This window comes from Microbacterium sp. sgz311019 (genome assembly GCF_056135325.1).
Genome location: NZ_JBWAXO010000002.1, coordinates 259,223 through 279,509, shown reverse-complemented (window position 1 = coordinate 279,509; position 20,287 = coordinate 259,223). Strand labels below are relative to the sequence as shown.

The 20,287-nt window shown below is 65.7% G+C and carries 24 protein-coding genes; 14 read left to right on the top strand and 10 right to left on the bottom strand.

Annotated elements, in window-relative coordinates; all coding sequences use genetic code 11:
• Positions 1-27: 27 nt before the first annotated feature.
• Entirely contained in the window at positions 28-1,035 is a 1,008-nt protein-coding gene (locus tag AC0NZN_RS04160; protein ID WP_474591001.1) for a TIGR00341 family protein, read from the top strand.
• Between the two features lie 36 nt (positions 1,036-1,071).
• Here AC0NZN_RS04160 and AC0NZN_RS04155 read toward each other — a convergent pair whose 3' ends face one another.
• Complete coding sequence (locus AC0NZN_RS04155) at positions 1,072-1,728, bottom strand: SemiSWEET family sugar transporter (protein WP_474591000.1); 657 nt, start codon at positions 1,726-1,728, stop codon at positions 1,072-1,074.
• 72 nt (positions 1,729-1,800) lie between these two features.
• Positions 1,801-2,709 carry a helix-turn-helix transcriptional regulator gene (locus AC0NZN_RS04150; protein WP_474590999.1) on the bottom strand — a complete coding sequence of 303 codons (909 nt, stop codon included), beginning with the start codon at positions 2,707-2,709 and terminating at the stop codon, positions 1,801-1,803.
• Between the two features lie 102 nt (positions 2,710-2,811).
• Between AC0NZN_RS04150 and AC0NZN_RS04145 the strand changes: the two genes are divergently transcribed.
• The 3 genes from AC0NZN_RS04145 (at position 2,812) to AC0NZN_RS04135 (ending at position 6,560) form a co-directional block, all read left to right on the top strand.
• Entirely contained in the window at positions 2,812-3,237 is a 426-nt protein-coding gene (locus AC0NZN_RS04145; RefSeq protein WP_474590998.1) for a cyclophilin-like fold protein, read from the top strand.
• 670 nt (positions 3,238-3,907) lie between these two features.
• Positions 3,908-5,824 carry a potassium transporter Kup gene (locus tag AC0NZN_RS04140; RefSeq protein WP_474590997.1) on the top strand — a complete coding sequence of 639 codons (1,917 nt, stop codon included), beginning with the start codon at positions 3,908-3,910 and terminating at the stop codon, positions 5,822-5,824.
• A 175-nt stretch (positions 5,825-5,999) separates the two neighbouring features.
• Entirely contained in the window at positions 6,000-6,560 is a 561-nt protein-coding gene (locus AC0NZN_RS04135) for a DUF6611 family protein (RefSeq protein WP_474590996.1), read from the top strand.
• A 281-nt stretch (positions 6,561-6,841) separates the two neighbouring features.
• Here the strand turns inward: AC0NZN_RS04135 and AC0NZN_RS04130 are convergent, their stop codons facing one another.
• Positions 6,842-7,351: a hypothetical protein gene (locus AC0NZN_RS04130; protein WP_474590995.1), complete on the bottom strand. Its 510-nt coding sequence runs from the start codon at positions 7,349-7,351 to the stop codon at positions 6,842-6,844.
• 453 nt (positions 7,352-7,804) lie between these two features.
• Positions 7,805-8,107 (bottom strand): hypothetical protein, encoded by a 303-nt coding sequence (locus AC0NZN_RS04125; RefSeq protein ID WP_474590994.1) that lies wholly within the window; start codon positions 8,105-8,107, stop codon positions 7,805-7,807.
• A gap of 1 nt (position 8,108) precedes the next feature.
• On the opposite strand from AC0NZN_RS04125, the gene AC0NZN_RS04120 reads away from it, so the two are divergent.
• Positions 8,109-8,981 (top strand): Fic family protein, encoded by an 873-nt coding sequence (locus AC0NZN_RS04120; RefSeq protein ID WP_474590993.1) that lies wholly within the window; start codon positions 8,109-8,111, stop codon positions 8,979-8,981.
• Positions 8,982-9,090: 109 nt separating this feature from the next.
• Complete coding sequence (locus AC0NZN_RS04115) at positions 9,091-9,291, top strand: hypothetical protein (RefSeq protein ID WP_474590992.1); 201 nt, start codon at positions 9,091-9,093, stop codon at positions 9,289-9,291.
• Between the two features lie 32 nt (positions 9,292-9,323).
• Here AC0NZN_RS04115 and AC0NZN_RS04110 read toward each other — a convergent pair whose 3' ends face one another.
• Both AC0NZN_RS04110 and AC0NZN_RS04105 read right to left on the bottom strand, forming a co-directional pair.
• Positions 9,324-9,695, bottom strand: a complete 372-nt coding sequence (locus AC0NZN_RS04110) for a type II toxin-antitoxin system death-on-curing family toxin (protein ID WP_474590991.1) — start codon at positions 9,693-9,695, stop codon at positions 9,324-9,326.
• A complete protein-coding gene (locus AC0NZN_RS04105) occupies positions 9,692-9,895 on the bottom strand; it encodes a hypothetical protein (RefSeq protein ID WP_474590990.1) in 204 nt (67 codons plus the stop codon). Before AC0NZN_RS04105 ends, AC0NZN_RS04110 begins: the two co-directional genes overlap by 4 nt.
• Before the next feature lie 383 nt (positions 9,896-10,278).
• On the opposite strand from AC0NZN_RS04105, the gene AC0NZN_RS04100 reads away from it, so the two are divergent.
• Both AC0NZN_RS04100 and AC0NZN_RS04095 read left to right on the top strand, forming a co-directional pair.
• Positions 10,279-11,100, top strand: a complete 822-nt coding sequence (locus tag AC0NZN_RS04100) for an alpha/beta fold hydrolase (protein WP_474590989.1) — start codon at positions 10,279-10,281, stop codon at positions 11,098-11,100.
• Complete coding sequence (locus AC0NZN_RS04095; RefSeq protein WP_474590988.1) at positions 11,000-11,359, top strand: cupin domain-containing protein; 360 nt, start codon at positions 11,000-11,002, stop codon at positions 11,357-11,359. Before AC0NZN_RS04100 ends, AC0NZN_RS04095 begins: the two co-directional genes overlap by 101 nt.
• A gap of 50 nt (positions 11,360-11,409) precedes the next feature.
• On the opposite strand, the gene AC0NZN_RS04090 is transcribed toward AC0NZN_RS04095, so the two are convergent.
• Both AC0NZN_RS04090 and AC0NZN_RS04085 read right to left on the bottom strand, forming a co-directional pair.
• On the bottom strand, positions 11,410-12,027 hold the full coding sequence (locus AC0NZN_RS04090; protein WP_474590987.1) for a DNA-3-methyladenine glycosylase family protein: 618 nt from the start codon (positions 12,025-12,027) through the stop codon (positions 11,410-11,412).
• Positions 12,024-12,923 (bottom strand): alpha/beta fold hydrolase, encoded by a 900-nt coding sequence (locus AC0NZN_RS04085; RefSeq protein WP_474590986.1) that lies wholly within the window; start codon positions 12,921-12,923, stop codon positions 12,024-12,026. Before AC0NZN_RS04085 ends, AC0NZN_RS04090 begins: the two co-directional genes overlap by 4 nt.
• Before the next feature lie 226 nt (positions 12,924-13,149).
• Between AC0NZN_RS04085 and AC0NZN_RS04080 the strand changes: the two genes are divergently transcribed.
• The 5 genes from AC0NZN_RS04080 (at position 13,150) to AC0NZN_RS04060 (ending at position 17,583) form a co-directional block, all read left to right on the top strand.
• On the top strand, positions 13,150-13,509 hold the full coding sequence (locus AC0NZN_RS04080) for a response regulator (RefSeq protein WP_474590985.1): 360 nt from the start codon (positions 13,150-13,152) through the stop codon (positions 13,507-13,509).
• Between the two features lie 3 nt (positions 13,510-13,512).
• Positions 13,513-14,193, top strand: coding sequence for a response regulator transcription factor (locus AC0NZN_RS04075; RefSeq protein ID WP_474590984.1), 681 nt, complete (start codon positions 13,513-13,515; stop codon positions 14,191-14,193).
• Between the two features lie 11 nt (positions 14,194-14,204).
• Positions 14,205-16,646, top strand: a complete 2,442-nt coding sequence (locus AC0NZN_RS04070; protein ID WP_474590983.1) for a GAF domain-containing protein — start codon at positions 14,205-14,207, stop codon at positions 16,644-16,646.
• Between the two features lie 55 nt (positions 16,647-16,701).
• Complete coding sequence (locus AC0NZN_RS04065) at positions 16,702-17,313, top strand: pyridoxamine 5'-phosphate oxidase family protein (RefSeq protein ID WP_474590982.1); 612 nt, start codon at positions 16,702-16,704, stop codon at positions 17,311-17,313.
• Positions 17,314-17,388: 75 nt separating this feature from the next.
• Positions 17,389-17,583 (top strand): hypothetical protein, encoded by a 195-nt coding sequence (locus tag AC0NZN_RS04060; protein ID WP_474590981.1) that lies wholly within the window; start codon positions 17,389-17,391, stop codon positions 17,581-17,583.
• Between the two features lie 120 nt (positions 17,584-17,703).
• Here the strand turns inward: AC0NZN_RS04060 and AC0NZN_RS04055 are convergent, their stop codons facing one another.
• On the bottom strand, positions 17,704-18,318 hold the full coding sequence (locus AC0NZN_RS04055) for a hypothetical protein (RefSeq protein WP_474590980.1): 615 nt from the start codon (positions 18,316-18,318) through the stop codon (positions 17,704-17,706).
• Positions 18,319-18,435: 117 nt separating this feature from the next.
• On the opposite strand from AC0NZN_RS04055, the gene AC0NZN_RS04050 reads away from it, so the two are divergent.
• Positions 18,436-18,615 carry a helix-turn-helix transcriptional regulator gene (locus AC0NZN_RS04050; protein ID WP_474590979.1) on the top strand — a complete coding sequence of 60 codons (180 nt, stop codon included), beginning with the start codon at positions 18,436-18,438 and terminating at the stop codon, positions 18,613-18,615.
• 120 nt (positions 18,616-18,735) lie between these two features.
• Here AC0NZN_RS04050 and AC0NZN_RS04045 read toward each other — a convergent pair whose 3' ends face one another.
• Positions 18,736-20,040: an RES family NAD+ phosphorylase gene (locus tag AC0NZN_RS04045; protein ID WP_474590978.1), complete on the bottom strand. Its 1,305-nt coding sequence runs from the start codon at positions 20,038-20,040 to the stop codon at positions 18,736-18,738.
• Positions 20,041-20,287: the final 247 nt, after the last annotated feature.

Genomic DNA, 20,287 nt, shown 5'->3' with positions numbered 1-20,287 from the left:
GCGGCGACCGTCCGGGATGATGTGCGCATGGCAACGCTCTCCGAGATGCTGCACACTCTGATTCCGCCGACGCAACGTCAAACCGTTGATGAGGTGACGGAGGCGCTCGATCTCGGCTCGGGCGACCGGGCCGGCAAACGCAGCGGCTTCCTCATCATGCTCACGATCGCGGGGATCATCGCCATCGCCGGGGTGATCACCGACTCGACGGCAACGGTCATCGGCGCCATGATCATCGCGCCGCTGGGCACCCCCATCCTCGCGATCGGGCTCGGCATCGTGACCGGACGGCTCAGCCTCGTCGTGCGCTCCATCCTGTGGGTGCTCGCCGGGCTGATCATCGTCATCGTGCTGGGCCTCGCGTTCTCGGTCTTCGTGGCGACGCCGGAGAGTCTCGCCACGAACTCGCAGGTGGTCGGTCGCACGTCGCCGAGCTTCATGGATCTCGTCGCGGCCCTGGCGACCGGGTTCGCGGGAGGTTTCGCGATGTGCCGCAAGGACCTCAGTGCGGTGCTCCCGGGCGTCGCGATCGCGATCTCGCTCGTTCCACCCCTCGGCGTCGTGGGCGTGTGCGCGGGGCAGGGACTCTGGACGGATGCGCTGGGCGCGCTGTGGCTCTTCTTCTCCAACGTGATCGCGCTCATCATCGCCGGCAGCATCGTCTTCACGCTGGCCGGGTACGCCCGCGACCCCGGGTCGTCGCCGGTGGCGAACCGTCGCCGCGCGTACGTGATCGTCGGAGTGCTCGCCGTGATCATCACCATCCCGCTCGCTGCGAACTCGATCGTCTCCGTCGCCCTCGCGCGCTGGTCGGTATCGATCCAGGATGCGACGGCTGCGTGGCTCTCCGGCGAGCAGGGGGCGCGCGTGTACGGGGTCGAGTGGTCGGGCGGAACGGCCACCGTGGACATCACGACGGACGACGGCTCGACCCCGCCGATCGACGAGCTGCAGAAGTCGATCGCCGCAGCCGTGCCGTCGTATATCGGGGTCATCGTCGACGTCGGGCAGGGCCAGGAGGTCATCGTCCAATAGCGGGTGCAGATGGCTCCGCGGCCACCCGCGAGCCGATCACCGCGGCTGGGTCGACCTGACTCGCTGCTCGCCGGGGCGCCGGCTGGGGTTGGCCGCTGTGCCGATGGCAGGCAACCCGAGTCTGCGGGCGATGTACCAGCTGAGGTTGAAGAGGGCGATGCTTCCCGTGGTGGCGGCGGCGATGATCGTGCCGAGGTCGGCGATGAGGATGGCCCAGATCAGCCAGATGACCTGGTTGAGCACGGCGAAGATCAGGAACAGCACCGACACGCCCCGAACGTGGTGGGCGCGGACCAGGGCGACGCTCTGCCCGGCGTTGGCGAGCACGGCGGGGATGATCGCGATCGCCCCGTAGGCACCCGAGCCGAAGATGTGGTCGACGAGGATCATTGCCGCGGCCAGGACGATGCCGGGCAACAGGGCCACGAGGAAGCTGCGACGAAGCTGGCGTGCCAACAGGAACAGAATCGGCACCGTGGAGCACAAGGACAGAGCGCTGGCGACCACCTGGGGCGCCTGCCCGATGGACATGCCGTGCGCAGTCCATCCGAGGTTGACTGCGAGAAACGCCTGCCAGGCCGGGAGCGAGAGCCCTTCCACATTCCTCGTTCGCGCGAGGCGGACCAGCTGCGGCAGGCCGAGAACGACGGCGGTGACGGTGCCGGCCCACCCCAGGATCTCCACCGCCGTCATCGCCAGCCTCCGTTCGCCGGTCGACTGCCAGGCGTTCTTCTTGTCAGGTTAGGCGAGCGTGCGCTCGAGCGGTCACCACGTGTTCGCTCCGGGACGTGAGGGTGCCGGGTGCGACTGAACAGGCTCCCCGGAGACGGCGAGGCTGCCGAGCAGCTGCAACGCCTGATGGTCGGCCGAGCCGGGCTCGGCAGCGAGGACGGTGAGCTGGATCGCCTCCTGCCCGACGACGTCCAGTCCGTTGAAATGCAGGGTCAGGTCGCCGACGACGTGGTGGTGAAAGCGCTTCACCCCCGATTGGTGCTCCCACACGTCGTGGCGGCCCCAGAGCCGGCGGAAGTGGTCGCTGCGTGTCGAGAGCTCTCCGACGAGATCGTGGAGCTCCTTGCTGTGCGGATCGCGTCCGGCCTCGGTGCGCAGCTGTGCGACGTTGATGCCGGCGATCGAATCCCAATCCGGATAGAAGCGGCGGGCGACCGGCTCGAGGAAGATGAACCGCGCGAAGTTCGGCGGCGATGTGGTGGCTGTCGCGAGGAGCTCCTCCATCAGCGCCGCCCCCAAGGGATTCCAGGCGAGCAGGTCCGTCCGGCCGTTGCCGACCAACGCCACCGCCGTTGTCATCGAGTCCATGAACCACTGCATGCTCGACGAGGGATGCCAGACGTCCGCGCGCTTACCCGGGCGGCGCGGTCTGGTGTTCGCGCCGCCATCCCGATGCGCGAGCCGCAGCAGATACTCGCGTTCCGCGGCATCCATCTGCAACGCTTTCGCGAGTCCCTCCAGCACCGCCTCCGATGCGCCGCCGATCGCGCCGCGCTCGAGGCGCGAGTAGTATTCGACGCTCACTCCGGCAAGCGCAGCGACCTCGCCTCTGCGCAGTCCCGGCACCCGACGGTCGTCCCCACGCGGCAGGCCGACCTGCTCGGGTTCGATGCGCGCGCGACGCGACATCAAGAACTCGCGAACTTCGGAACGTTGGTCCATGGCACGAGGGTAGATCGAGCCGGCCGTCGGCTGGGATGCCCTGTCGGGGCACGTCAGACCCGGGACTCCCGCGTTCGCGCGCATCGCCGTTCGATGGATGTCATGGCCCCACGCGCTCTGATCTCGCTGTTCGCCGTCCTGCTCCTGGCGACGGTTCCCGCCTGGTCCTCATCAGCCCAGGACAAGACGCCGGAGACCGTCGTCATCCGCATCGCGGACTCGGCGACGGCCCGCGAGTTCGCCCATCGCCTTCCCGTCACTGTGACCTTCGACGACCGGATGGGAGTCGCCGAGGTCGCGCACCTCCCGCAGCCGCTGGATGCTTCTCAGTCCGCGCTGCTCACCGCCCACCGCGCCGGCGACGTCGCGTATCAGGTGTCGCAACAGATCCTGATCGTGTTCCTGTCCGACGGCAGCGCCGTGCCAGAAGGGGACCTGGTGCTCGTCGGCCACATCGCCACGGGGTACGGCCACATGGCCGCGTGCGTCCGAGACTGCACCATCCATCTCGATTCAGTGACTCCGTAGGCCGGGGCGCCGTCCGATCCGAGTTCAGCGTGTGGGCCGCATCGCGACGTGCTTGTCTTGACGCCGTGCAGCGTCTCTTCCGGACGGCCACGTCCCTCGCGATGAGCTCGGACGCGAACGTGAACACCTGATCAGGCGGCAAGAATGAGTGATGCCCCTGGAGGGACTCGAACACGTTTTGAGCATTCTGCATAGCGACACGAAAAGCCAACTTCCGCGGAATTACGCGGGTTTTCGAGGGTGCGACGACAACGCGCGACGTCCGAAAACAGCTAGCTACGAATGGAATGCGGCCAAAATGCGGCCAAAAATGCCCCCTCGTGTCCAGTGTCTGCGCGGCATTCGTGAGAGCCCTCCTCGAAGACGTGGGTGCGCCTGAATTCGAGATGCGCAATTTTGGGCACTTTGCTCACCGCGTGGCGGTATATGCAGGTTCTTGAGGCAGATTGCTCAAATCTGCTCCGAGCCCTGGGAGCGGTCCCCGCCTCTGATGGAGGGACCCCAAGGAGGGAGGGCCTGGCGGGCGGGTGAGGCCCGCATGTTGACCCTGTTCGAGGGGGCGTCTTCTCGGGTATGCGGCGGTTCCCGGCCGGCCGTAAGGATCCCGTTAGGACAGGGGTCACGAACCCGCTGGAGTTCTACGCTTCGACTCGTGGCAAGCATGACGCGTGTGATCGATGAAGTCCGCACCTCGCGAAGCCCGATCAGCCTTGCGCTGTTTGTGGGCGCGCTGGGCGTGGTGTTCGGCGACATCGGGACGAGCCCGATCTACACGCTGCAGACCGTGTTCAATCCGGACGACCCGCACCCGGTCCCGCTCACCACCGAGAACCTCTACGGCGTGATCTCACTGATCGTCTGGTCGGTCACGCTCATCGTCACCGTCACGTACGTGCTGCTGGCGATGCGGATGGACAACGACGGCGAGGGCGGCATCATGGCTCTGCTGACGCTGCTGCGCAGGTGGGCGCCTCACGGGCGGCGACGCACCCTCCTGATCCTGTCGTCCCTGGGTGTACTCGGTGCGGCCCTGTTCCTCGGAGACAGCATGATCACCCCGGCGATCTCCGTTCTCTCCGCGGTGGAGGGCCTCAAGGTGAGCAATCCCGGCCTCGCGGAATGGGTCGTCCCGATCACCGCCGCGATCCTCCTCGTCCTGTTCCTGCTGCAGAGGTTCGGCAGCGCCGCCGTAGGCCGGCTCTTCGGCCCCGTCATGGTGGTCTGGTTCCTGGTGATCGCGGTGCTCGGCATCGGCGGGATCACCCAGGATCCCCGCATCCTGCTCGCCCTTCTGCCGACCTACGCGATCGGCTTCCTGGTCGGACACTTCCAGATCGCATTCTTCGCCCTTGCAGCAGTCGTCCTCGCCGTCACCGGCGCGGAGGCTCTCTATGCCGACATGGGCCACTTCGGCCGCCGACCCATCTCGCGGGCCTGGCTCCTCCTGGTCTTCCCGGCATGCGCGCTGAGCTACCTGGGGCAAGGCGCGCTCGTGCTGAAGAACCACGCGAACCTCTCCGCACCGTTCTTCCTGCTCGCCCCGAGCTGGGGACAGTTCGCGCTCGTGATCCTCGCGACGGCCGCCACCGTCATCGCATCCCAGGCCGTCATCTCCGGGGCGTTCTCCGTCGCCGCGCAGGCGTCCGGTCTCGGGTACCTGCCCCGGCTGAGAGTGACGCACACCTCCTCGTCGACGCACGGCCAGATCTATGTACCGTGGATCAACTGGCTGCTGATGGTGTCCGTCATCACGCTGGTCTTCGCGTTCCGCAGTTCGGCAGCGCTCGCGTTCGCGTACGGGATGGCGGTCACCGGCACCATCACCATCACCACCATCCTGTTCTTCTATCTCGCTCGGCAGCGGTGGACCACCCCGGCCTGGGTCCTGTGGAGCGGAGCCGTCGTGCTCCTGGCGGTGGATCTGCTGTTCGTGGCCGTGAATCTCACGAAGTTCATCCACGGCGCGTGGCTGCCGCTGGCCATCGGACTGGCCGCCTACACAGTCATGACGACCTGGCAGCGCGGCCGCGAACTGATCACCGCACGACGAAGCCAAGCGGAAGGGTCGCTGACCGAGTTCGTGCGCAACATCCGCACCAACCCGGACCTCGTCGATCAAGTGCCCGGCACCGCGATCTTCCTCAATCCGGGGAGCGCGACAACCCCGCTCGCTCTGCGGGCGAACGTGGAATTCAACCACGTCCGACATGAACGGGTGATCATCCTGTCCGTCGACGTCGACACCGTGCCACGACTCGGCGAGGACGACCGGTTCCGGGTGGACGACCTCGGCGATCCCACTGACGGCATCCTGCACGTGACGACCCGATTCGGGTACACCGAGACACCCGACGTCCCCCGCGCCCTGCAAGGACTCTCACCCGAGCAGTCCGAGGGGCCGCTCGAGCTCGAACACGCCACGTACTTCCTCTCGAAGATCGAACTCCGCCAGGGCGACCTGCCCGGGATGGTCCGGTGGCGCAAGCGCCTGTTCCTCGCCGCCTCCCACATCACCGCCGACGCGAGCGACCACTTCAGCCTGCCCCGCGACCGTGTCATCGTGATGGGATCCCAGATCGAACTATGACCCTAGCTGTCCGTCTGGTGCGCGCCGGCCGCATGAGGACTCACATCGGCAACGTGCGCCGAAGGAGTCCGGCGTGGAGACCTGTGCGATGGGAATGCGTTAGCGAACAGCCGCGCTCCGCATGCCTTGCGTTAGGGACGGCTCCTCCGCCGCGGCAGAGAGCGACGCTGAGGTCATGCACAGCGTCATGACGGACGGCACGATCACCGCACGGGTGGTCGACCGGATCACAGCGCGAGGCGGGAACGAGCGCGCATGGGGATCGGTGAATGTGTGGTGGGAGCCGTACGGGATCGTTCGATACAGGCTCATCGTTCATCCGCCCGGAACCGACGCTGAGACCCGACGCTGGCTGCGTACAGGCGACCAGTGGCCCGCGGTCGGCCTTCCGAGCGCCACCGTGGTGGCGATGGTGCTCACCCTGGTCGCCCCGCCCGCCGTAGCCGCGGCCGTCAGTGCCGCACTTTACATGGCCGGATGGATCGTGGTGCACCACCATGTCGCCCGAGCCCGACGTCACACGCGTCGTCTGGTTGCGATCGACTTCGGGGCTCGCGCCACAGCGGAGGAGAGAGCAGAGTGCGCACGGCTGCGACGTCTGGCGTCGATGCTCACGAATGCCGACCGTGCCCTACGTGCTGGCGAGATCACGCCCGTTGACCACGAGATCATCTGGGCACGCGTCTTCAGCGACGTCGAGCCACGCGGTTCACAACGCAGCTGGTCGGCCCACTGAGAGTCCGTTGTCGGCCCCACCGTGATCGCCTCCGCTCAGGTCGACGGGGCTTCGACGACACGTTGCCGTGACCAGGCATCGATCACCTGGTCGGGGTCAGCCCGGGTCACCGCCAGTTGCCGCCAGCGTGCAGCTTCGAGGTGTCGCGGATAGGACCGTTCCGGCCGTCGGGGATGGCTACGCGGATGTACACGCACGCGCCCATCGGCAGGCCGAGGATCGTCTTCCCATAGATGCGTCGACGCCGTCGACCACGACGTGCCGCTGCAGCACGGTCGCTGTCACTTGTCCCCACTGGAACTGCGCTGTTGACTCATGACGAGTGCTAGCAGGGTATAACCGGCGAAGATGACTGCCGCGGTGAGCCCCGTGACATAGAGCGCCACGTCGTTGCCCGGCCAGAGATTGGTGATGATGAGCACCATGCTGCCCGCTATGCAGATGTTCAGCGGCAGTCCGACGAAGGGGAAGATCCGATCGATCCGTTGCCGGCTGCGGCTCAGCTGTCGGGAATCCGAACTGCGACTGAAGACGATCATGAAGATGGCCCAGATCGCGGTGGCCACCACGGCGCAGGATAGCCACAGCCAGTGGTCGCCGACGCCATATTGGTTGACCGCGATAGGGATAAGGGCGGAGATAACCACCCAGACTCCCAGTCCGAGGACGCCTTGCAGGTAGACAACACTGTGCACATCGCTCACCGGAGCGCTGCGCACACTGATCAGTGCACCGAACCCGACGAACACACCGGCGATCTCGGCGAAGTGGACGAACAGGTCTGTCTCCATAGCGCACGTCCCTTCAGGCTGGAACCAACGTCGCCATTGCCCGGGGCGCGATGAGCGTATGCCTCGTGCGTCTCGCGGCGGAGGACTTTCGGCCTGCGCGGCGCGGACTCTGCGTGCGAGGGATCATCGTCCTCCTGGGAGACGCACGCCGACCCGGACGAGGGATGGGGCGACGACGCGAACCTCCGCAAGTGGCTACGCGATGGCGAGTGGCTGGAAGAGCGGCTGCAACACTGCGTTTTGAGCATGCTGCCTTGGCAGGCGGGTGAGGTCCGCATGTTGGCTGTGGAGGTCGTCTCCCGTCACGGCTGACGTCACGAGCGCGCGCAAGCTGGAGTAGCGACAGCTATATTCCGTGTTAGGCGCCTAAACTGGAATAGTGAGGTCCGACGTTCCTGGCACGAGTGCCACCCCCGCCTGGCCACGTCATGGAACCGAGCGACGGGAGTGGCATCAATCGGTGCGCGGCGGGAGCCGCGAAGATCGGATGCTGCGCCACGTCGACGTGTCCGTCCCGCCGCGCATCGCTGGGCGCGAGGCTCCGGCGAGAACAGACCTCGCCGCGAGCACCGAGAGCGCGTTGGTGGAGATCGCATCGACAGACGCCGACGCGAGAAGCCATTCGCTGGCCCTGGGACGGTTCCTGCTCCGCACCGAGGCGGCTGCCTCGTCGAAGATCGAGCGGGTGTCGGCAAGCGTCGGGGATTTCGCACGTGCGTTGGCCGGCAGCCGGGCCAATACGAACGCGACGAGCATAGTGGCGGCATCAGCGGCGTTGCTGCGACTTGTTCGCCGCGCGGGCGAGATCGGCAGCATCCAGCTGGATGACCTGCTCGCAGCCCATCACGACTTGATGGTGAACGATCCCGCAGAAGCAAGCTACGCGGGTCGGCTGCGCGACATGCAGAACTGGATCGGCGGCAGCGACCATAGCCCCCGCGGCGCACTATTCGTCCCCCCTCCCCCTGATCTGGTGCCGGACCTCATCGCCGACCTCCTGGCATGGACATCGCGTGACGACATCCCGGTCATCGTCCAAGCCGCGATCGCCCACGCACAGTTCGAGTCGATCCATCCGTTCACCGACGGGAACGGACGAATCGGAAGAGCGTTGATCAGTGCCGTGCTCCGGCGTCGGGGAGTTGCACGGAATGTCGTGATCCCGCTTGCCAGCGGGCTGCTGGCAGTTCGTGATGACTACTTCGCCGCGTTGACTGCCTACCGCGCCGGTGATGTCGCGCCGATCGTCGAGATCATCGCCCTTTCGGCCCGAGTGGCCTCCGTCGAGAGCCGGGTCTCGATGGACGAGCTGCGTGCCCTTCCCGCCGAGTGGCGGAAACAGTTGCCGGGTCGGCGGAGCCCCGTCGCCGAACGCGTCATCGGGGCGCTGCTCGATGACCCTGTGATGAGCGCTGAGGACATCGTGACAGCATCAGGAGCACCCACGTCCGCCGCATACAACGCGATCGATCGACTGACGGATGCCGGCATCATCACCGAGATCACGGGACGCAAGCGCGACCGGGTCTGGGCAGCAACGGACGCTCTCGGTGAGTTGGATGAACTCGACCGGCGCATCCAAGCCTCGATGACGCGGGAGTTCACCGCACGCCGCACGTCGACGTCGTAGCCCCGGTGGATCCCGATAGAGTCTCGGCTCACACAGAACGGAGGGACCGACAATCGACAAGAGTGCGGCGCTGAGCAGCGCAAACGCCCACCTGTTCGGCACCGGGCTCGTGGCGGACGCTGACGACGTTCATCGCAACGAGCTTCAGCAGCTATGGCTGATCGGCAGCTACGATCCGCGGCAGTCGGGCGATGTGATGGGCGCCATTGCTGTCTGCGTCCGGGACGACGGGACCGTCTACGACGTCAACCGGGCTCCCTTCGAGTCCGAATGGGATGGCGTCGTCTACCCTGACTGCGAACCGGACTGATCGTCGACCGCTGGAGCGTCACGAAGTGCGGGTCAGGCCAGGGGAAAGGTGTGCTTGTCGAGCCACAGCTCCACGTCGTGTAGAGGCAGCGGCTCCGCGCCGGCGATAAGCCGGATGTAGCGGTCGCCGTCCTCCGCGTCGGCGCGCAGGTCGTAACCGTTGACGTCGTAGAAGGCGACCGTGACGAACCAGCTCAACCGCTTGTTGCCATCCAAGAGCGGATGATTGTGGTTGATCGCGCCGATCAGCACGGCCGCCTTCTGATGAATCCCTGGGTAGACCTCCTCGCCGAACACGGGCATCGGGGACGCCAGCGCGGACAGCAGGCCATTGCGATCCCGGTAGTGGAATCCCTCATCCTCGACGAGTTCGTCGACGTCTTCCGGCTCGATGTACTCCGTCACCGCGAGAGCCGGTCGAGCAGCTCAGCGTCACGGTCGCGGACCCGATCGAATGCGCGGCGCACCCGCTCGCGGCGGATCGTGCGAGCGTCCAGCTCGAGCACGGCCATCTCGATGACGCTGTTCTTGCTCTGCCCCATGAGGGAGGCGAGCTCGGTGAGCTTCGTTTCCGCCTCTGGCGAAAGGCGCACGGTGCGGGCCATGACGGCTCCTCTCCTCGTGGTGTCATCATGATACCGCCGACGTGGCGCGGCTACCGCTCCGTGTAGACGCCACCGCCTTACCGGACGCCGCTCGCGGCGGCCCTCAGCGGCCCTCCTCGCGGTTCGGCTCGCGGAACCGCTGATCGTAGGGTTCTCCGGAAATCTTCTCCGGCTGACCGGCGCGCGCTTCCGGCCTCAGCGGCGAAGACTCTTAGTCAACCCCACTGAGGTCAGCAGGAAGTCAACCGCGGGACCCGCTTGGAGTGGCTCACACTCCGCGGCGCACCGACGCATGGGTGTTCGACCTCATCCGCGAAGCCGCCGACGCGACAGGCGCCAGCGATCCGCGTCACCATCTCACTGCCCGAGAAGAGGAAACAACCATGAGCTACATCACGACCGACGACGGCGCGCAGATCTACTACAAGGACTGGGGTGATGGCCCTGTCGTCACGTTCTCGCACGGGTGGCCGCTCAGTGCCGACGCATGGGACGGACAGCTGCACTTCCTTGCGCAGCACGGCTATCGAGTCATCGCGCACGATCGTCGCGGACACGGGCGATCCAGCCAACCCAGCGACCGCAACGACATGGACGGGTACGCCGACGATCTTGCTGCCGTCATCGACGCGCTCGGCGTCACCGACGCGACCCTGGTCGGGCATTCCACCGGTGGCGGCGAAGTGGCCCGCTACATCGGACGCCACGGCACGGGCAAGGTAGCGAAGGCCGTCCTCGTCTCCGCGGTTCCGCCGATCATGGTGCAGTCCGACGCCAACCCCGAAGGGCTGCCGATCAGCGCATTCGACGAGTTGCGCGCGAACCTCCTCAAAGACCGCTCCCAGTTCTACAAGGACCTCGCGCGACCGTTCTATGGAGCCAATCGTGAAGGTTCGACGGTCTCCGAGGGTGTGCTTCTGCAGTTCTGGCTCTGGAGCATGCAGGCCGGCTTGCGCAACGCCTACGCCAGCATCAAAGCGTTCTCTGAGACCGACTTCACCGAAGACCTCAAGGCGTTCGATGTGCCCACGCTGGTGTTGCACGGGGAGGACGACCAGATCGTCCCCGTCAAAGACTCCGCGCACAAGTCGGCCGCCCTCATCCGTGGGGCGAAGGAGATCTACTACCCCGGCGCTCCGCACGGGCTCAGCGACACCCACGGAGACCAGCTCAACGCCGATCTGCTCGCGTTCCTCAAGAGCTGACACACAAACGATCGAGCTGTCAGTCGAAGGACAACACCGTGAACGATTCACCCTCGCCGGGAGGGTCCGCATGGAACGTGAAGACGCCACCACCCAGATCCTGAACGCCGGCGACGGCTTCCTCATCCCGCCAGGAGTCCCGCACAACGCGACAGATCTCGGCCCTGGCACCGGGAGGATGCTGTCGACCTACATCGTCGAGAGGGGGCAAGCCCATCGCGACGCTGGAACCGTGATGTCGGCGCGCGGTCAGATCTGAGCGTGACGGATGACCGAGGAAGTAGTTGACCGCAGCTGCGTCGGCCTCACTCAGAGCGATCGCCAGAGGAGGGCGGACGCGAGGGTTCGGTAGGGAGACCAGACGGCGCCCCGCTCGCGAACGTCGGCGATGAACGGCAGCTCCACCAGTGCGTATGCATGTTGCACCGCGGTGCGGATGCCGAGATCTCCGGCCGGCAGGATGTCCGGTCGCCGCAGTTGGTGGATGAGGAACATCTCCGCACTCCACGGCCCGATGCCTTTCACGCGGCTGAGCGCAGTGATGGCCTCGTCATCGCTCACTTCTTCGAGGGCGTCGATGGCAAGAACTCCGGCCACGACGGCGTGCGCCAAGGAGTGCAGATACCCGGCCTTGGAGTGCGACATCCCCAGTGCCCTCAGTTGATCCAGATCGAGACCGAGAACACCGACCGGTGTCGGCGGACCGCCCAGGGTGACGGTGAGTCGGTCGTACAGGACGAGCGCCACCTTGATGGAGATCTGCTGCGCCACGATGTGCAGGACCATGCCGGCGAAGTTGTTGCCTGTCGTGCGTCCGCCGTCGGGGAACGCGAACGGGTCGGGGGTCCCGACCCTCTGGATCAGTCGGTCCAGGACCGGATCGGCGGCGCCCAGTACGGCATAGCCCTCCGCGACCGACGTCGTCATGGCGTACGCCTCGGAAGGAGGAGTTGCAGGAGGTCGTGCGCGACCTGCTCGGGCTGGTCCTCGACGAGGAAGTGTCCGGCATCCAGGCCGCGGCCGTGCAGATCTACTGCCCAGGGTCGCCAGACGTCCAGCACGTCGCCATAGAACTTGGGCAGCGCACCCGGCGCGCTCCACAGAACGAGCAGCGGGCAGTGGATCTGACGGTCGTGCGCTCTGTCATGGTCGTCGTGTTCGCGGTCGATTCCGGCGCCGGCGCGGTAGTCCTCGCAGATGCCGTGAACGACGCTCGGGTCATCGAGGAGAGCGCGGTATTGCGTCATGAGCTCTTCGGGGTAGCGGCCAGCGGTGCGCCCGAGTCCGAGCGCGCGGACGTGGTGATCGAAGAACGTGGACGGGTTCGCGTTGATGAGATCCTCCGGCAGAGGCGCCGGCTGTGCCAGGAACGCCCAATGCCAGTAGGTCAGCGCCATCCGTGCATCGGCACGCGACCAGACTTCTCCGGTTGGCACGACGTCGAAGGCTCCAGCGGCGGAGATCACCTCAGGGTGATCCAGCGCCATCCGGTAGGCGATCCGGCCGCCGCGGTCGTGCCCGGCGACCGCGAAGGTGGGAATGCCGAGCACGCGCATCAGCTCGACCAGGTCGTCCCCAATGGCTCGCTTGGAGTACGTGCTGTGATCGTCGACGGTCCCGGGCCGGAAGGATTCACCGTAGCCGGGCAGATCGACCACGACGACCGTGTGGCTGCCGGTGAGATGATCGACGACCTCGTGCCACATCAGGTGCGTCTGCGGGTAGCCGTGCAGCAGCAGGATCGGCGGGCCGTCGCCCCCGATCAGCGTGAAGATCTGCCCGCGCGCGACGTCGATCGAGCGGCTGGTGAACGTGTCGAACATGGCGTCGGCGTCGTTTCAGGTCCGGATCGTCACGACGGGTCCAGGTCGATCGGCGCGGAGTTCTCTTCGCCGACCGTGATGGTGCTCACAGTGTGCTCCTCAGGCTCGAAATGGGGTGACGCAGTCAGCGTGCCCCGCAGGCCGGCGCCCCCGCAGCACGGCAAACCCGAGAAGATTTCCGGCAAACCCGACGGTCAGTTGATCACGTTGGTCGCACGATGGGACCATGGCCGTGACAGTCCTGATCGTCGATGACGACGAGCGCTTTCGCGACTTGGCGAGGAGAATGCTCTCTACCTGGGGTTACCAGCCCGAAACCGAGGCAGGCAGCGTGACCGAAGCGTTGCAGCGAGTATCAGAATCGCGACCCGACGTCGCGCTCGTCGACATCGGCCTGCCCGACGGAACCGGCCTCGAACTGAGCAGAATCCTGGCAGTGACGCCGGGGCAGATCCGGGTTATTCTCGTCTCCTCCGACAGCGACGCGACGACAACGGCAGAGGCGACCGCGGCCGGCGCCACGGCGTTCATCCCCAAAATCGACCTGTCCCGCGCGCTTCTTCACTCGTTCCTCGAGGAAGGCTAGGTGATGAGTGTCGACATCCAGGGTCAGCCGCTGCGGGTGTCTGTCGGGGAGGACGACCTTCTCTTCCGGCAAGGTGTCGTGCGTGTCCTCACCGACGGTGGACTGAATGTCGTCGCAGAATCGGGCAACGCGGTCGAGTTCCTCGCCGAAACACTTGCTCATGGACCAGACGTCGCGGTCGTCGACATCAGGATGCCGCCGCGCCGAGACGACGATGGGCTGCGAGCGGCGATCGAGCTGCGTGAACGCATACCGACGATGGGCGTCGTCGTCCTCACCCAGCACTGCGAACCGGAGTTCGCCGTCGAGCTGATCGGAGACCGCCCTGAGGGCGTCGGCTACCTCTTGAAAGAGCGCGTCGGCGACATCCACGAGTTCGTCGAAGCGGTGATACGGGTTGCCCGGGGCGGGAGCGCCCTGGACCCGGAGATCGTCGCACGCATGCTCCGACCGCACCCTGTTCCAGAAGAACTCGCGCCGCTCACACCTCGAGAACGGGCGGTCCTCGCCGCAATGGCGGAGGGATTGTCCAACCAAGGAATCGCACGAGCGCTGCTCATCAGCAACGCGGCGGTGGAGAAGCATGTCACCGCGGTGTTCCGCAAGCTGTCCATCACTGCCGAGGGCGCCGACCACCGGCGCGTCCGCGCTGTGCTCCGATACCTGACGGCTCAACGAGCCTGAGCTGTCGACCGATGTCGGACGTCACCGATCGCATTCCTCCAGGCAGCGGCCTCACCGAGCCGGAAGGAACATGGTTCGGCACCGATCTGGAACGTGAAGAGATCCGCCGCCTGATCGAGAAGGATCGGGCGCTTCGCGATGTCGCAGATGTGATCGCTCGTGCCGGTGCGGACGCCGACGTCATCGCCTTGATCGTTCGCGAGGCATCGCGGCAGGTAGAAGGCTTGCCTGTGACACTGACCCAGTTCATCGGCCAGGGAGAATTGCTCGTCCTGGCCTCACAGGCGGGGCCGGCGGAAGCCGGCACACGCATCGCGTTCGAAGCAGACACGCTTCCCGACCGGGTCCTTCGGGCCGGCGTGCCGTCCCGAGTCGATGACTACCGGGGAGAGCCGGATGCCGACCTGGCGGTGCGGTTCGGGATCGCTGCCGGGGTGGGCGTGCCGATCGTCGTCGAGGGCCGGACGTGGGGGATGTTCTACGTCAACTCCCCCGCCGGGCCACTGCCCGTCCAGACCGAGGCCCTCCTGGCGGGGTTCGCGCAGCTGGTGACCGCCTCGTTCGACAGCATCGAAGCCCGCAGCCAGCTTCGTGCGGTGGCAGAGCACGATCAAACGATGCGCTCGATCCAGCAGGATGCCGCCGACGCGTCCCTCACCTCCCTCGCCACGCGCCTCGTGGAGTACGCAGCGAAACTGAGCGGGGTGACGCGCGCCTCCCTGAGCATCGTCGGCGGTGTGGTGGTGTCGGCGACCAACCCGGTCGGGTCAGTCACGAACTCGTCGATCCCTCTGACGAACCATCTCGAGTTCCCGATCGTGGCGCATCACGAGCACGTGGGAGTGCTCTCCATCGAGACGACGTTGCCCGCACTCCCCCGCCAGACCAGCCAATACCTGATTGATCTGGGCGAAGTGGCCGGGCGTATCTTGCTGGCGATCAGCAACCGGCAACACCTGAGCGAGCTCATCGACGAACAGGCGTCGCTGCGGCGCATCGCTGAACTCGCCGCACGTGGGGTTCCGAGCGCGACACCGATGGACGACATCCTCACGGTGATCTGCAGGGCGGCATCCGACCAGTTGAGCGGACAAGAGGTCACCCTCCTTCAATTCGAAAGCGCCGACACGATCCTGGCGGTCGCCACGCACGGCGGCCCCGTCCCGCCCGGCATCCGGATCATCCACCCCCTCGGGTCGCTATCCGACCAGGTGGCACGGACAAAGAGTTCTGTGCGCGTTGATGACTTCGACGCGCTGCCGAGCGCTGAGATCGTACGCAAGTACGGTATTCGCGCCGGCGTCGGAGTCCCGGTGTTCATCGACGACCGGCTCTGGGGGGCGTTCGTGTCGACGTCCCCGAGCGAACCCCTGCCGCCCGACACCGAACAGCGCTTGGAGGGCTTTGCCCAGCTGACATGGGCGGCGATCGCGAATGCCGAAGCCCGCGAGATCTTGCGCCGCCTCGCCGACGAACAGGCAGCCCTGCGCCATGTCGCCGAGCTCGTGGCGCGCGAGTCGCCGCTGCCTACGGTCTTCCACGCCGTCGCGCAAGAAGCATTTCGTGTTCTCAACGCCTCATCGGTCCAGGTCGTTCGCAATCAAGATCGCGAAGCGTCCGATACCCGCCTGATGGCCGAGGTCAGGCCGCAGCCGACTGCCCGCGCTCACTATGCCGCAGCACTCATCGTCGTCAACGGCGAAAAGTGGGGCACTCTCTCCATCGAGTCGGACGCTCCCAGCCGCATCGACGGCAGGGATCGCCTCAAGCCCTTCGCCGACCTCATGGCCGCCGCCATCGCCAACGCCGACCACCGGGCGAGCCTCACACAGTCCCGTGCGCGCGTGATCGCCGCGGCCGACGAAGCTCGCCGGCGACTGCAGCGCGACGTTCACGATGGCGCGCAGCAGCGCCTAGTGCACACCATCCTCCTCCTCAAGCTGGCGAGGGATTCCGCTGGCGCCGGCGGTGACGTCACCGATCTGCTTGCCGATGCGCTCTCGCACGCCGAGGAAGCGAATCGCCAACTCCGCGACATCGTCCGCGGAATCCTGCCCGCCGTCCTCAGCCGCAACGGTCTCGCCGCCGGCATCGAGTCGCTCGCTGCCGACACCCCGATCCCCATCGATCTCACGCTCCTCGTTCCGCGACTGGATTCCGTCATCGAGACGACCGCGTACTTCACGGTCGCCGAAGCGATCACCAACGCTGTCAAGCACGCGGAAGCCACACACGTCCGCGTGTCGTGCGTGCTGTCCGGCGATGCTGACGAGCTGATCCTCACGATCGAAGACGACGGCGTAGGCGGCGCCGAACCGTCGCGCGGCACAGGCCTGACCGGGCTCAGAGACCGCATCGAAGCAAGCTACGGAACGCTCGACATCGCGAGTCCCCCGCACCGCGGCACCCGGATCGTCGCGCGCATTCCCCTGGATGCGTCGGACGTGCGATAGAGATCCGGGAAATTCGTCCGTGGGGCGCTAGCAAGAACGCAAGAGGAGGCACATGGTGAGCAGACAGTACGGGTGCATCGCGTTTACCGAGGATGTGCGTGATGTGCAGGCCGACTACGGCAGTTCCGGCTTCTACGACAGGATGCGGCGCCGCGCAGACGGCACGGACGAGTCTGACCCACTAGGTCCGAGGGAGGCGTCATTCCTCACTCAGCGCGACGGCTTCTACCTCTCCACCGTCAGCCAGACCGGATGGCCCTATGTGCAGTTCCGCGGCGGGCCGCCCGGCTTTCTCCACGTCACGGATGAGCACACGATCGCCTGGGCAGACTTCAGGGGCAACCTGCAACACGTCTCGACAGGCAATCTCGTGGGCGACCAACGCATCGCGATGATCGCCGTGGACTACCCGAGGCGACAACGACTCAAGCTCTACGGGATGGCTCGCGTCATCCGGATTGACGACGACCCGGAACTCGTGTCGTCGCTCGCGATGGCCGACTACCACGCGATCGTCGAGGCTGCCATTGTGGTGAACGTCATCGCCTTCGACTGGAACTGCCCTCAGCACATTCCACAACGCTTCACGCTCGCCGAAGTAGAAGCGCGAGTCGCCCCGCTCCGGGACCGGATCAAGGAGCTCGAGGGCCGGGCGTCCGCCACTTGATCTCTTCAGACCAACGACGTTGGGCACCCCTGCCCAACATTCATGGCGTGCCTCATCAACAGGAAAGGACTTCACATGACGACTCCGAACATGACCCCACCCGACGACTTGTCAGGAACCGCTGACGAACGAATCAGACAACTCGACCTGCTCGCCGGAACCGATTTGTCAGCGGAATGGCTCCGACGCCAGCTGGATGCAGTCCTGCTCGCGTGGTGCGCCGACGAGACCGAACTCGACATCGATCGGGAATCTCGAGTCGACTACTGATCAGCGGGACAGCTCACATCTGTGTCGTGCATAGAGTGGTCCGTTCTTGAGCGTTCTGCTCAGCCAGCGGCTCGTGTGTGGCGAAGTGCACCAAGGCCGGCTCGATGCGTCGCAATGACGTCATAGCCCGATCGACGGGCCCGACGGGGAGCCCGGGATCTGGTGCGGGCGACTCTGCTGGTCCTGGTCGGCCCGCATCCGGTTGTACGTCTCGCGGGTGATGAGGTCCTCCGCGAGCCCCGCTCCGCGAGCCCGCGCCATCATCCGCGTCGCCGTGCTGACACTGACGCCGAGCTGGTCCGAGACGAGCTTGAGCGGCGCGATGTTCACCGTGGTGGCGATCCGATACAGCCTCACCGCCTCGACGAGGGTCTCGCCGAATTCGCGATCGGATGCATGTGCACGCACGTCGGCGAGGTACTCGCTCAGGGACATGGGCTCTCCCTCAGCCCACTGCAGCGTGACTACTCGCAACGCAGACCGCTGGACGATCTGCAGCACGCTCACATCTCGTAGCGACGCGGTCGTGACTTCCTCGCCCTCCCCCGATCGGTCCACTCGGACGGATTCGGCGACCGACCGTCGCAGCTGCTGGTCGTAGACGACGCGGACGCGGATAGGCCCCAGGTTGTCCGGTTCGCCCGTCGCGACGGCATCCCAGCTCGAGGGAATGTGCACGCCGTCGCCGACATGGATCCGTTCGGGGTCGACCGCTTCGACCAGGAGTTCACTCACAACGGCGAGTGTCCCACGATTGGCATGTCGTGAGCAATTCATGTCGCGCTTTGCTCAGATAGGGAGTACGGTGTGCGCAAGCGATGTCACACATTGCTCACCAGGAAGGAGAAGGACGTGAACAGGACAACGGACTCACTCGCGCTGACGATGAAGGATGCCGCGAAGCTCGTCGGCGTCGACTACCGCACGATCAAGCTCGGCATCGAGAGCGGGACCATCCCCACGGTACAACTCGGCCCGCGGCGGATGATCCCCCGCGTCCCGCTGTTGCGCGCCTTCGGTGTCGACCTCTGAACGCGCGAGCTCAACGTGCCCGGCTACACCGTCAGCGTACGACTGGACGTTTGGGACGGCGTCAAGAAGGTGCGCGCTTATACCCTTCTGTCTTTGATGGCGTCGTAGCTCAAAGATCCCTCACTCACGCGAGGGCACTTCCATCATCATCGGGTCCGGGTCGTCATCGCCCGGCAGAATGGCGTCACTCACGGTGACGTATCGCTTCGCTCGATGCACCGTCACGTCCCGATTGGACAGCGTCAGTATCGGAGTCGGCGGGCCGAACGAACGACGCCATAGCTCGGAGTCCGCCGAGTCACCCGCGGGCGGAGGGTCAGAGCGGACGTCATTAGCGCTCGCCCACACGAGAACGTTCTTTCCCTCTTCGCCCCCTCGAAGGAGATGACTCTTCCACGCGACGCCGTCCAACTTTTCCTCCGGCGCCCAGCGGAAATACTCCCCGATGATCTGGGTGACGACGTACTCCACGCGCTCCTCGCCCGTGAGTCTCACCGACTGCGTCAGACGCTCCTCGAAGTCATCTGCGAATCGTGCGAAAAGGAACTGGCGGCGTTTGTCGGCAGCGAAGATGCTCGGCAACGCCGGTGACTTCGTGAAGTCCAGAATGGTGAGTGCCCGCTGCGCGACGAATCCACCGACCACGGCATCGTCGTACAGGCTATGAAGAGCGGTCTCCTTCACCGCAACCTCGCGTGTCGTGGCGCCGTAAAACAACCCGACCCCTTCAGGGTTCAGGCGCCCCGCAGACGCCTTGCCCGCAGGAGCCGGACCAAGATGCTTCGCCGGGTCGTCGCACGACTCGTGGCGGAACGTGAACCCGTCCTCAGCCATCCGAGCGCGATAAAGCTTCTGCCCCTGCGCGATGGTCGTCAGCATGTCGTCCTGCACGTACGCGGCAAGGCCATCCAGGAATCGCGAGACTCGAGCTGGTGGTTCGTTCCGCCGCCCCTCCCGCTCACGAGCGCCGATGTACACGAACCGCGACTGGTACTTCACAGTCTCCGCGAACCCGTCCCAGGAGAACAGGAACTCGTCACGCAAGCCCGACTCCATCCAGTACTTCGGCGCGGCGATGGCATCAGTGATGTGTGCGTTTACTTCGTCTATGACGGAAGCATCGAAGGCGCCGGACGTGCAGTCATCGACGACGTAGTCAGTTTCAAAGCCCCCGTTCCATTCGTCCCACTCGTCCGGTGTCAGGCCGCCGTGGTCGTGATAGAGCCACACGGCGGCGTCGTAGACGTGCCGCCCGACAACGTCCATGGAGACCGCCGTTATCCTGCCGTCGGCACTGCGATGGTCGCAGTAGGAGCAGACGCGACTGTCTGCCTCGCTCATCACCAGTTCCAAGAGAACGGGGTCGGTGATGTGGGAGAGGCAGATAGTCTCGCTCAGGCCGGTGAAGCCCGCAGGTTCATACACGAGCTGATGGTATCGGTGGCGCACCCCGCTAGTCGCCGCTCGCGGGGTGCGGACATTGTCACGGATTTCGTCCTCCCACCCGGAACTTGCAGACGTACGACGCCTCCACGAGGTCTATGGTCTGGTCAAGCCGCCGCCAATGGGATGTAGTTCGAATCGGGCCCCCACTGCACGCTCGTTTGCGATGAGCCAGAATGGTGACGACCGTTCACATGACTGCCTGGCTCTAACGATGAAGGGTGCCGCC